The 11,401-nt window shown below is 71.9% G+C and carries 14 protein-coding genes; 5 read left to right on the top strand and 9 right to left on the bottom strand.

Annotated elements, in window-relative coordinates:
• Nucleotides 1–5: 5 nt before the first annotated feature.
• From AC2YHJ_RS16005 to AC2YHJ_RS15990, 4 genes are all read right to left on the bottom strand, one after another.
• Nucleotides 6–758, bottom strand: coding sequence for an HdaA/DnaA family protein (locus AC2YHJ_RS16005; RefSeq protein WP_487397079.1), 753 nt, complete (start codon nucleotides 756–758; stop codon nucleotides 6–8).
• A complete protein-coding gene (locus AC2YHJ_RS16000) occupies nucleotides 755–1,801 on the bottom strand; it encodes an AI-2E family transporter (RefSeq protein ID WP_487397078.1) in 1,047 nt (348 codons plus the stop codon). Before AC2YHJ_RS16000 ends, AC2YHJ_RS16005 begins: the two co-directional genes overlap by 4 nt.
• 113 nt (nucleotides 1,802–1,914) lie before the next feature.
• On the bottom strand, nucleotides 1,915–2,523 hold the full coding sequence (locus AC2YHJ_RS15995) for a CDP-alcohol phosphatidyltransferase family protein (RefSeq protein WP_487397077.1): 609 nt from the start codon (nucleotides 2,521–2,523) through the stop codon (nucleotides 1,915–1,917).
• On the bottom strand, nucleotides 2,507–3,181 hold the full coding sequence (locus AC2YHJ_RS15990; RefSeq protein WP_487397076.1) for a hypothetical protein: 675 nt from the start codon (nucleotides 3,179–3,181) through the stop codon (nucleotides 2,507–2,509). Before AC2YHJ_RS15990 ends, AC2YHJ_RS15995 begins: the two co-directional genes overlap by 17 nt.
• A gap of 150 nt (nucleotides 3,182–3,331) precedes the next feature.
• Here AC2YHJ_RS15990 and purM point away from each other — a divergent pair, with 150 nt between their 5' ends.
• From purM to AC2YHJ_RS15975, 3 genes are read left to right on the top strand one after another with little or no spacing between them, the layout of a single operon-like run.
• A complete protein-coding gene (gene purM / locus AC2YHJ_RS15985; RefSeq protein ID WP_487397169.1) occupies nucleotides 3,332–4,408 on the top strand; it encodes a phosphoribosylformylglycinamidine cyclo-ligase in 1,077 nt (358 codons plus the stop codon).
• Nucleotides 4,405–5,082, top strand: coding sequence for a phosphoribosylglycinamide formyltransferase (gene purN / locus AC2YHJ_RS15980; protein ID WP_487397075.1), 678 nt, complete (start codon nucleotides 4,405–4,407; stop codon nucleotides 5,080–5,082). The genes purM and purN overlap by 4 nt, the downstream gene beginning before the upstream one ends.
• Nucleotides 5,083–5,110: 28 nt before the next feature.
• A complete protein-coding gene (locus tag AC2YHJ_RS15975) occupies nucleotides 5,111–5,269 on the top strand; it encodes an aa3-type cytochrome c oxidase subunit IV (RefSeq protein ID WP_487397074.1) in 159 nt (52 codons plus the stop codon).
• 8 nt (nucleotides 5,270–5,277) lie between these two features.
• Here the strand turns inward: AC2YHJ_RS15975 and AC2YHJ_RS15970 are convergent, their stop codons facing one another.
• Nucleotides 5,278–5,616: an EAL domain-containing protein gene (locus AC2YHJ_RS15970; RefSeq protein WP_487397073.1), complete on the bottom strand. Its 339-nt coding sequence runs from the start codon at nucleotides 5,614–5,616 to the stop codon at nucleotides 5,278–5,280.
• Nucleotides 5,617–5,930: 314 nt separating this feature from the next.
• Nucleotides 5,931–6,353 carry a nucleoside-diphosphate kinase gene (gene ndk / locus AC2YHJ_RS15965; protein WP_487397072.1) on the bottom strand — a complete coding sequence of 141 codons (423 nt, stop codon included), beginning with the start codon at nucleotides 6,351–6,353 and terminating at the stop codon, nucleotides 5,931–5,933.
• Nucleotides 6,354–6,471: 118 nt separating this feature from the next.
• On the opposite strand from ndk, the gene AC2YHJ_RS15960 reads away from it, so the two are divergent.
• Nucleotides 6,472–8,340: an ABC-F family ATP-binding cassette domain-containing protein gene (locus tag AC2YHJ_RS15960; RefSeq protein ID WP_487397071.1), complete on the top strand. Its 1,869-nt coding sequence runs from the start codon at nucleotides 6,472–6,474 to the stop codon at nucleotides 8,338–8,340.
• Between the two features lie 9 nt (nucleotides 8,341–8,349).
• Here the strand turns inward: AC2YHJ_RS15960 and AC2YHJ_RS15955 are convergent, their stop codons facing one another.
• Entirely contained in the window at nucleotides 8,350–8,526 is a 177-nt protein-coding gene (locus tag AC2YHJ_RS15955) for a hypothetical protein (RefSeq protein WP_487397070.1), read from the bottom strand.
• A gap of 164 nt (nucleotides 8,527–8,690) precedes the next feature.
• Between AC2YHJ_RS15955 and AC2YHJ_RS15950 the strand changes: the two genes are divergently transcribed.
• Nucleotides 8,691–9,656, top strand: coding sequence for a Bug family tripartite tricarboxylate transporter substrate binding protein (locus tag AC2YHJ_RS15950; protein ID WP_487397069.1), 966 nt, complete (start codon nucleotides 8,691–8,693; stop codon nucleotides 9,654–9,656).
• Nucleotides 9,657–9,687: 31 nt separating this feature from the next.
• Here AC2YHJ_RS15950 and AC2YHJ_RS15945 read toward each other — a convergent pair whose 3' ends face one another.
• Nucleotides 9,688–10,131, bottom strand: coding sequence for a DNA polymerase III subunit chi (locus AC2YHJ_RS15945; protein ID WP_487397068.1), 444 nt, complete (start codon nucleotides 10,129–10,131; stop codon nucleotides 9,688–9,690).
• Nucleotides 10,128–11,401 (bottom strand): leucyl aminopeptidase family protein (locus AC2YHJ_RS15940; RefSeq protein WP_487397067.1); only part of this gene is annotated, 1,274 nt, incomplete at its 5' end. The genes AC2YHJ_RS15945 and AC2YHJ_RS15940, both read right to left, overlap by 4 nt.

Raw genomic sequence — 11,401 nt, 5'->3', positions numbered from 1 at the left:
CCAGCCTACAGCAGCGCCGGCATGGCCGGCGAGGGCAGGCTTCCGGCTGTCTCGGAAGCGTCATCCTCCGCCCCCTCCCCGAAGCCGTCCCAGCCGGCCAGGGCGGCGCGGGCCAGCGCACGAGTGATGGGCGCGCGGGCGGCAAGGGCGGCGCGGTCGAGCCGGGCGGCGGCCTCGGCGAGCGCACCCGCCTCACGCGACAGCCGCGTCAGCAGCCAGGCCTGCACCTCGGGCGCGACACGCAGCTGCCGGTCGGCGAAATGCTTGGCGAGCAGCGCGCCGAGCAGCGCGTCGCCCGGCCGGACGATGCCGATCGCCGTCGTCGCCTTCAGCCGGCTGGCGAGGTCGGGCAGCGCCACGCGCCAGCGCGACGGCGCCTCCCGCCCGATCAGCAGCAGATGCTCGCCGCGCTCGGCACAGAGGTTCACCAGATGCAGCAGCGCGCGTTCCTCGGCCACCGCATCGGCATCGTCGAGCACGGTGCCGCCGGGGGCGGGGTCCGGCAGGCCGCGCAGCACCGGCCCTTCGATCAGCCGCCAGCCACGTTCGGCTGCCAGGGCCCGGGCGAGATGCGACTTGCCCACCCCGGCCGGGCCGAACAACGCGAGCCGCCCGCCCGGCCAGCGACCCGGCTCGTCGAGCCAGGCCAGCGCCTCGGCATTCGAAGCGTCCTCGAGGAAATCCGCGCGGTCGGAGGAAACGGGCAGCGGCAGCGGCAGGGTGAATTGCCGCGCCCCGCCGCTGGCCGGCGAGCTCACGTCCCGGTCCGTGGCGGGTCGAGGTAGAGCGGACTCTCGAGATACCGCCGCAGCCAGTAGCGCGCGACGACGCCGAGCGCCGCTGCCATGGGCACCGCCAGCAGCACGCCCAGGAAGCCGAAGGCCACGCCGCCGGCGAACAGCGCGAAGATCACCCAGACCGCGTGCAGCTCGACCCGGTCGCCGAGCAGGTAGGGGTAGATGACGTAGCCTTCGATGGTCTGTCCGACCAGGAAGATCGCGACGATGACCATCACCTCGTTCCAGGTGCCGAACTGGCCCATCGCCAGCAGCACGGCCGCGGCGAAGCCGGTCAGCGACCCGACATAGGGGATGAAGGTCAGCACGCCCGCCATGAGCCCGACCGTGAGGCCGAGCTCGAGCCCGGCGATCTGCAAGGCGACCGCATAGAAGACGCCGAGCGCCGCACAGCACAGCAACTGCCCACGTAGCCAGGCGGACAGCACGCGGTCGGTGTCGCGCGCCAATTGCCGCAGCACCGCCGCACTGCGCCGCGGCAGCCAGGACTCGATACGCGCCAGGATCGCCCCCCAATCGCGCAGCAGGTAAAAGGCGACGACGGGCACGACGATGACCAGGGTGAAGACCTGGAACAGTGCGAAGCCGCCGCCGATCAGCCGCGTCGTCGCCGTCCCCAGCCAGGCCAGCATGCTGCCCGCCTGGTTGATGGCGAGGTCGCGCAGGCGCTGGTCCACCATCTCCGGCCCCAGCGCTTCCTCCAGCCGCTCCAGCCCGTCGCGCAGAAGCGCGCCCACGCCGGCGATGTAGTTGGGCAGGCGCTGCACCAGGATGCCGATCTGGGCGAGGATCAGCGGATAGAACAGCAGCGCCGCGATCAGCGTCGCGGCCATCAGCAGGAAGATCAGCAGGAAGGCCGCGAGCGGCCGGCGGATGCCGAGCCGCGACAGGCGGGTTGCCACCGGATCGAGGAAATAGGCGATCACCGCCGCCAGGACGAAGGGCGTCAGGATGCCCTGGAACAGCCACAGGCTGAACAGCAGCGCGCCGCCCAGGCCCACCACCAGGGCGGTGCGCTGCGCGCGCGTCGCGGTGCGCGGCGCGGCAGGTGCAGGGAAACGCGCCGCCGCCGGGCGGATGGCGGGCTCGGCGCGGGTCGCCGGTTGCGGCTGGTCGCTCAGGGCCTGCCCTCCCCCGTCAGTCGTGCCGCCTGCAGCACATAGGCCACGCCGGAGGCGAAGGTGGTACAGGCCACCAGCCAGATCATGGCATCGAGCAGCAGCGGCGCCGACAGGTCGAAACCCTTCAGCAGCAGCGCCAGCGCGGCCAGCGCGAGCTGCGCGAAGGTATTCGCCTTCGAGATCATCAGCGGCTTGATCCGCGCCGGCACGCCCAGCACCCACAGCAGGATCACGCCGCCGACGATCAGCAGGTCGCGGAACACCACCAGGATGGCGAGCCAATCCGGCAGCACGTTGATCGCCGCAAGCGTGACATACACCGAGACGAGCAGCGCCTTGTCCGCCACCGGGTCGAGCAGCGCGCCGAGCGCCGAGCGCGCGTTCCACACCCGCGCCAGCCAGCCGTCCACCGCGTCGGAGATGCCGGCGCCGACGAAGACCAGGAAGGCGATGTCGAGACGATGCTGCAGCATCAGCCAGACCGCCGCCGGCACGCAGCACAGCCGCGCAAAGGTGATGAGGTTGGGCAGGGTGAACAACCCTGCCTCGACATCGACCGAGGCCGGGTTGGCCGGCCGGCGAACCCTGTCAGGATCGCCCTGCAAGACCCACGCGCCAGGCATCGCCCGGCGCCCCGGAGCCCGGGGTCAGCGTGATGCCCTGGCCGGCGAGTTCCTCCGCCGCCACCGCCGGCGCCGTGCGCAGGCCGAGCCGCAGCCGCGCGCGATCGGTCGAGATGGCGACGATGTCGAGCCGCGCCGCGGCACCGCGCAGGCGCCGGCGCAGTTCAAGCCATTCATTGAGCGTGCCGTAGAGCGCGACCACCTCGATCGTCGAAGCCGCCGGGCCCGAACTGACCGCGCGACGCTCGCCGCCCTCGGCTGTGCCGGAACCGCCACCACCACCCGAGCCGCCGCCTTCCGCCACACCAGCCCCGCCGGTATAGGCGCGCGCGCGACCCGGATTGAAGTTGACGGTGATCCGCCCGGTGTAGCGGGTCGGGCTGGTGCGTTCCTCCTCGATGATGATGGAGGTCACCATCGCCTCGATCTGCGAGTCCGACAGGCCGCGCCCGCCCGGCCCGACGATTCGCTCCCAGGCCGCGCGGCGGCCGCTGGCGAGGGCGCGTTCGCGCGCCACCACGCCGTTCTCGGCGGTCGCCTCGGCGGGCACGCCGCGCTGGGTGAAGCTGACGGGGGCCGGCGCGTCCTGTGCGCGGACGGCCGCCAATGGGGTGAAGGCAAGCAGGGCGGTTGCGATCATCGCCGCCACATGGTTCTTTCCGCGCGCCCGCGCGGAGCAGGACCTGACCGGCATCGCGTCCCCGCTCCCTCTGGCCGGCCCAGCCGGCCGACGTTACGCACCGCGCCGCGCGGCACTTCCGTGCCAGCCATTACCCGATCGGAGGCCGCCCTGACCAGTTCCCCGTCTTCCCCCCTCACCTATCGCCAGGCTGGCGTGGACATCGAGGCCGGCGACGCGCTGGTCGATGCCATCAAGCCGTTGGCCAAGGCGACGGACCGGCCCGGCACCATGGGGGGGCTGGGTGGATTCGGCGCGCTGTTCGACCTGAAGGCGGCCGGCTTCACCGATCCGGTGCTGGTGTCCTCCACCGACGGGGTCGGCACCAAGCTGCGCGTGGCGATCGATGCCGGGCTGCATGCGACGGTCGGCATCGACCTCGTCGCGATGTGCGTGAACGACCTGGTGGTGCAGGGCGCCGAGCCGCTGTTCTTCCTGGATTATTTCGCGACCGGCGCGCTCGACGTGGCCTCCGCGAAGCAGGTGGTGGCCGGCATCGCCGAGGGCTGCCGCATCGCCGGCTGCGCCCTCGTCGGCGGCGAGACGGCCGAGATGCCCGGCATGTATGCCAAGGGCGACTACGACCTCGCCGGCTTCTCGGTGGGTGCTGCCGAACGTGGCGCGCTGCTGCCGACCGGCGATGTCGGGCCGGGCGACGCGGTGCTCGGGCTGTTGTCCTCGGGCGTGCATTCCAACGGTTTCTCACTGGTGCGACGCGTCCTGGAACGCGGCAATGCGGGCATGGGCGCGCCTGCGCCCTTCGCGGCAGGCCGGACGCTGGGCGAGGCACTGCTGGAACCTACCCGGATCTATGTGAAGCCGTTGCTCGCGCTGCATCGCGCGGGGCTGGTGAAGGCCGCCGCGCACATCACCGGCGGCGGACTGCCCGGCAACCTGCCGCGCGTGCTGCCCGATGGCGCCGTCGCAGTGCTGGATGCGCGCGCCTGGACGCCGCCGCCGGTCTTCGCCTGGCTGGCGCGGGTGGGTGAGGTCGCGCCGGAGGAGATGCTGCGCGTCTTCAACTGCGGCATCGGCATGGCCCTGGTGGTGTCTGCCGAGAACGCGGAGGCCGCCACCGCGCTGCTGACCGAACATGGCGAGACGGTTTGCCGCATCGGCCATATCGAGGCCGGATCGGGCGACGCCGCAGTGCGCATCGACGGCCTCACCCCCGGCTGGCCGGGATGAGCCGCCGCCGCGTCGCGGCGTTGATCTCCGGTCGCGGGTCCAACATGGCCGCCCTGCTCGCGGCGGCGGAGGACCCCGCCTACCCGGCGGAGATCGCGCTGATGCTGTCGAACCGCGCCGATGCCGCCGGGCTTGCCCATGCGGCGTCGCGCGGCGTGCCGACCGCCGTGGTGGAAAGCCGCGCCTTCCGCGGCGACCGCCCCGGATTCGAGGCGGCCATGGAGGCCGAGTTCGCCCGCCACGGCATCGAGATCATCGCGCTGGCCGGCTTCATGCGCGTGCTGACCGAAGGTTTCGTCGCGCGTTGGGACGGGCGGATGATCAACATCCATCCCTCCTTGCTGCCCGCCTTCCCGGGGCTCGATACCCATGCCCGCGCATTGGCGGCCGGGGTGCGGCTGCATGGCTGCACCGTGCACCTGGTCACCGCCGGGGTGGATGAGGGGCCGATCCTGGCCCAAGCGGCCGTGCCGGTGCTGCAGGACGACACGGAAAGCAGCCTCGCCGCACGCGTGCTGGCCGAGGAGCATCGGATCTATCCGGCCGCGCTCGCCTGGCTGGCCGCAGGTCTGGTGCGGGTCGCCGAGGGTCGGGCGCGGCTGTCGGGTGTCGGCATGGCGGCGGGTTGCCTCGCGAACCCCTTGCCCTCCGCGCCCGCGCTTTCTAAACGCTGACGGGACACCAGAGCGTTGAGGGCGTGACGTGGCCGAACACAAGACCACCTATGACTTCGTCGAAGTGAAGGCCAGCGACATCCTGGCCGAGCGGCAATCGGAATGGCACGGCTTCACGACCTTCGTGACGTGGTCCACGGGCGCGATCGCCGTCATCCTGCTGCTGATGCTGATCTTCCTGGGCTGAAAAGGCGGTCAAGCCGGCCCGGCGCCCGGCCGGCCAGGCAGCCACCCCTGCAAGGCGTCGCAACCGGCGGCGTGCAGCGCGCGCATCTGTTCCGCGGTCTCGACCGCCTCAGCCAGGATGGCGGCGCCGAGGGCGTGCACCATGCCGGCTGCCGCCGCGACGGCAGTGCGGGGGCGGTTCGATTCCGGTGCGCGTAGGTCGATGCCCGCGGTCAGCAGCCGATCGAGCTTCACCGCGCTGAGGCGGATATCGCGCAGCACCCGCGCCGATCCCAGCACCCCGCCGAAATCATCCAGTGCGACAGCGATGCCAAGCCCGCGAAGCATGGCGGCGATGTCACGCGCCACCGCCCCTTTCCGGCAATTCGAGCACAAGGCCACGCGGATCCATCCGCGTTGACTCGAGGGCTGCGCGGATCATCGGCGCGGCATGTCCCGCAGGGACCCCTGCCGCCGAAACACTCACGGCGAGAAACGGCCCTCCGTCCGAGGGCCGAATCAAAACGGCCCGAGGCAACCGCCTCGGGCCAGGAGTGCACAGCGCGACCGCGCCCAGACCGCCCGCGCCCCCCAGCGCATGGCGCGAAGGCAAGCGGCCCGGATGGGCCGCGCCCGCCGTCTGAGGGTCAAACAGAACCGGCCGCCAAAGGCGGCCGTTTGCTTCAGCCGACGATCTCAGTGCCGGCGAAGAAGTAGGCGATCTCGATCGCCGCGTTCTCCGGGCTGTCGGAACCATGCACGGAATTCGCCTCGATGCTCTCGGCGAACAGCTTGCGGATCGTGCCTTCGGCGGCGTTGGCCGGGTTGGTCGCGCCCATCAGGTCGCGGTTCTTCGCCACGGCGTTCTCGCCTTCCAGCACCTGCACCACCACCGGGCCGGACACCATGAAGTCCACCAGGTCATTGTAGAACGGGCGGGCGGCATGCACCTCGTAGAACTTCTTGGCGTGGGCGCGGGACATCCACACGCGCTTCTGCGCGACGATGCGCAGGCCGTTCTTCTCGAACACGGCGTTGATGGCACCGGTCAGGTTGCGGCGGGTCGCGTCGGGCTTGATGATGGAAAAGGTGCGCTCGATGGCCATGGTGGCTGTCCTCGGGGGTTCTGGCAGGTTCGGCGCGCCGGATAGGCGGGTTGGGCGGCGCGTGCAACCCCTGACCTGGACTGACAGCGGCGCCGGCCCAGGCTAGAAGCGGGCCGCCATGACCGTCCTGTCCATCCGCGACCTGACCATCCGTATCGCTGGCCGGCCGCTGCTGGATGGCGCCAGCCTCCAGATCGACGACGGCCGCAAGGTCGGCCTGGTCGGGCGCAACGGCGCGGGCAAGTCCACCCTGCTGCGCGCCATCACCGGGGAATTGCAGCCCGATGGTGGGGAGATCCGCCTCGCCGCCCGCGCCCGCATGGCCCATGTGGCCCAGGAAGCGCCGGGCGGGGATGAGGCGCTGCTCGACGTCGTGCTCGCCGCCGACACCGAACGCTCTGGCCTGCTGGCCGAGGCCGACAGCCACCCCGACCCCGCGCGCCTCGCCGAGATCCACGACCGCCTGATCGCCATCCGCGCCGACAGCGCCCCGGCCCGCGCCGGCGCGATCCTCTCCGGCCTCGGCTTCGACGCGTCGGCGCAGGCGCGGCCGTCGCGGGAATTCTCCGGCGGCTGGCGGATGCGCGTGGCGCTGGCCCGCGCGCTGTTCCTCGAACCCGAACTGCTGCTGTTGGACGAACCGACCAACCACCTCGACCTCGAAGCCACCATGTGGCTGGAATCCTGGCTGCAGCGCTTCGCGGGCGCGGCCATCGTGGTCAGCCACGATCGCGGCCTGCTGGAACGCTGCGTCGATTCCATCGCGCATCTCGATCAGCAGCGGATCGCGCTCTACCAGGGCAACTTCGCCGATTTCGTGCGCATGCGCGCTGAGCGCGCGGCGCAGCAGGCCGCCGCCAACGAACGCATCGCCGCCGAGCGCGCCCATATCCAGTCCTTCATCGACCGCTTCCGCTACAAGGCATCCAAGGCGCGCCAGGCGCAGTCGCGCATCAAGGCGCTGGAACGCATGCCGGCGATCGAGGCGGTGGTCGAGGACCACCCCGTCCGCTTCGCCTTCCCCGCGCCGGAGGAACTCGCCCCGCCGATCCTGTCGCTGAATGGCTGCGCCGTCGGCTATGGCGGGCCGCCCATCCTGCGCAATCTGAACCTGCGGCTGGACCAGGATGACCGGATCGCGCTGCTGGGTGCCAACGGCAACGGCAAGTCCACCCTGGCGAAACTGCTCGCGGGCCGGCTGCAGCCGGAAGGCGGGACGCATTTCCGTTCCCCGCGCCTGCGCGTCGGGTATTTCGCGCAGCACCAGGCGGAGGAACTCGACCTCGCCGGCACGCCGCTCACCCATATGCAGGCGGCGCTGCCCAAGGCGACCGAGACACAGTGCCGGTCCCAGCTCGCGCGGTTCGGCCTCGATGCCGACCGCGCGGACAACCGCATCACCGCGCTCTCAGGGGGCGAGAAGGCGCGGCTGCTGCTGGCGCTGACCACACGCGATGCGCCTCAATTGCTGATCCTCGACGAACCGACCAACCACCTCGACATCGATGCGCGCGAGGCGCTGGTGAAGGCGCTCGCCGACTACGCCGGTGCCGTGGTGCTGATCACCCACGATCCGCATCTGGTGGAACTCGCCGCCGACCGGCTGTGGCTGGTCGCCGATGGCGCGGTGACCGCCTTCGACGGCGACCTCGACGACTACCGCGCGCTGCTCGCCGAACGGGCACGCGGTGCGAATGGCCGCGGCGAGGCCGGCGGCGCCCGTGCCGAAGCGCGCCGCGAACGCGCCGGCACGCGCGTCGCGACCGCCCCCCTGCGCGCCCGGCTGAAGGAGGTCGAGTCCGCGCTCGACCGCCTCGCGCGCGAGGATGCGCTGATCGAGAAGCGCCTGTCCGACCCCGCGACCTATGCTCGTTTCAAGCCCGAGGACATCACCTGGGCCAACACCCGCCGCGCCGCCATCGCCAAGGACGTGGCAGCGCTGGAGGAGGAATGGCTCGACCTCTCGGCGCAGCTCGACGCTGCGTAGAGCGGTGCCTCAGGCCTGCTTGCGCGGTTCCCGGATCGTGGCGCGGACCTGATCCTCATCAAGGGTGCGGCGCATGAAGGTCGGCCACAGCGCGCGGCCGGTGGATGGCTCCGGCGCGACGTCGCGTTTCGCCGGCGGCATGCGGGCGGCCTGCACGGCCGGCCGAGGTGGTTCGATGCGTTCCATCAAGCCCTCCTCCACGTCTGTGACGACAACCCTAGGCTGTGCCTGCGAGGGAATTCAACGAACGGATTGGTTACAACGGCATGGCACGGCTGGACCGGCGCCGCGCGATGCGCCAACAGGATCACAAGGTCCGGCGCATCCGCGCCATCCGGGAGGAAACCGCCATGATCCGCCGCCGCGCGCTGCTCGCCACGCCCCTGATCGCCCTGCCCGCCGTCGCGCGCGCCCAGGCCTGGCCGGCGCGGCCGGTGCGCATCGTGCTCGCCTATCCGCCCGGCGGATCCACCGATGTGCTGGCCCGCACCCTCGCCGCCGCGCTGCAGGACTCGATTCCCGGCAGCACCTTCGTGGTGGACAACCGGCCGGGCGGGGCCGCCGTGGTTGGCACCCAGGCCGTCGCGCAGGCGGCACCGGATGGCTACACGCTCGCGCTCGGCAACAATCAGACGCATGCGGCCAATGCCGCGATGCTGCCCTCCCTGCCCTTTGACCCGGTCGCGGATTTCGCGCCGATCGCGCGCCTTGCCGCCGTGCATCACGCGCTGGTGGTCCCGGCCAACGGGCCGCGCACGCTCGCCGAACTTGCCGCCAAGGGGAAGAATGGCGGGCGCGTGACTTATGCCTCCTCCGGCGCCGGGTCGGCCAGCCACGTCATCGCCGAGACCTTCGTGCGGCGCGAAGGGATGGATGCGACGCACATTCCCTATCGCGGCGGCGCGCAGGCGACGACGGACACCGTCTCGGGCACCGTGGATTTCTTCGTTTCGACCTGGCCGCAGGTGGTGGCCCTGGTGCGCGACGGCCGGCTGCGCGCGCTTGGCATCGGTGCACCGGCACGGCTGCCAGAGACGCCCGACGTGCCGACCTTCGCGGAGCTGAACGCGCAGGATCTCGCCGTCGATGCCTGGTTCGGCCTGTGGGGCCCGGCGCGCACGCCGCGGGAGGTGATCACGCGGCTGTCGGATGCGCTGGTCGGCATCCTCGCCCAGCCGGCGATGCAGGAACGGCTGAATGGCCAGGGCTTCGTCGCCGCGCCCATGCCGGCCGAACCATTCGCCGCCTTCCAGCGGGAAGAACTGGCGCGCTGGCGGCGGCTGGTGGAACTGACCGGGATCCGGCTGGAAGGCTGATCCCGGCCTGCCTATCGAAGCGCGGCCGGCATCAGCCGCCGCGCTTCTCCCAGCCGCCCTGGCCCTGCTGCCAATAGGTCAGCGTGTGGCCCGCCGCCTTCGCCGCGGACCAGCGCCCCCGCGCAGCCACAACTGCCGCACCGTCGAACAGGTCGAACACGCGGTCATAATCGTCCAGCCGTGCGCTTCCGGCGCCATCGACCAGGAACAGGAAGCGCGCGCCGTTCCCGGGTGCTGCGTCCTCCGTGCCGATCAGGATCGGCTGCAGCGCATCGTCCCGCCCGCCGGCCATGCCATGCGGCAACCAGTCGGGGTCCGGCACCGTCCACAGGGCGGCGTCGAGCACCTTCGCGCGCTCCACCTCCCCGCACAGAACATGGGCGCGCCCGCCCGTGCTGAGCACGCGGCCGAGCAGCTTCGGCAGCGCCTGGTCGAGCCGCGTGCGCGTCAGGTGGTAGAAGCCGATCTCGGTCACGGCTCGGCCTCGAAGCGCATCGCCACCAGCCGGTCGAGCAGCCGCGCGCCAAAGCCGGTGGGCCCGGCGGGGCCCAGTGCATGGGCCGCCTCCGCGGTTTCGACGCCGGCGATGTCGAGATGCGCCCAGGATCGGTCGCCGACGAATTCCCGGAGGAAGGCGGCGGCGTGGCAGGCATCGGGGATCAGCCGCCCGCCGAAGGCGCCGCTGCCCGCCGGCGCGCATTGCTTGAGGTCAGCGATGTCCGACGCCAGGTCCTCGCGGTGCCGCGCGCCGATCGGCATGGGCCAGAGCGGTTCGCCCACCGCCTCCCCCGCCGCCACAGCAGCCGCCATCAGCGCCGCGTCGCTGCCGAAGATGCCGGCGCGATGATGGCCGAGCGCGGTGATGATCGACCCGGTCAGCGTCGCGAGGTCGATCACCGCGCGCGGACGGAACTCCTTGATCGCGTGATGGATCGCATCGGCCAGCACCAGGCGGCCTTCCGCGTCGGTGTCGATCACCTCCACGGTGCGGCGGGACGCAGTGCGGATCACGTCGCCGGGGCGATAGGATGCGGCACCCGTCGCGTTCTCGGCGATCGCCAGCACGGCGATGGCCGGCGCCGGCGACTTCCGCCGCGCCAGCGCAAGCATCGCGCCCGCGCAGGCCGCGGCCCCGGCCATGTCGGCGCGCATCGCCTCCATCCCCTGCGCCGGTTTGATGGAGATGCCACCGGTATCGAAAACGATGCCCTTTCCGATGAAGGCGACGGGCGGAAGCGGCAGGACGCCGCGCCAGCGCAGCACGACCAGCCGCGGGGGGCTGGCGCTGCCGCCACCCACGGCAAGCAACCCGCCGAAGCCATGCCGTTCGAGCCATTTGCGGCCGTGCACGGTGACTTCGATGCCCTCCTCCTCCAGCGCTTCGAGCCGTTCGGCGAAGCGCCGCGTGGTCAGGCGGTTGGCGGGCTCGGCGGTCAGTTGCCGGGCAAGCAGGCAGCCCGCGACGCCGGGTGCGAGCGCCGCATGGGCCTTCTCGATGGCGGCGGGATCATCGGCATGCACCACCAGCCGCTTCAGCCGGGCCGGCACGTCCCGGGTGCGCAACCCATCGAAGCGCCAGGCGCCAAGGGCGATGCCCGCGGCGAGAGAGGCCGCCAGCGCCGGATCCAGCGCATCGGCCACCAGGGCGATTTCCGTCACGGCGCCGGCCGCGAGCGCCGCGGCGGCACCCGCCGTCTCGGCCGCGAGCGGCGTCGGCGCGGCGCCGAGGCCCACCAGCAGCCGCC

Source organism: Roseomonas sp. SRI_022, from assembly GCF_057586215.1.
The sequence above is the reverse complement of the archived record's forward strand: the minus strand, read 5'-3'. Positions and strand labels throughout refer to the sequence as shown.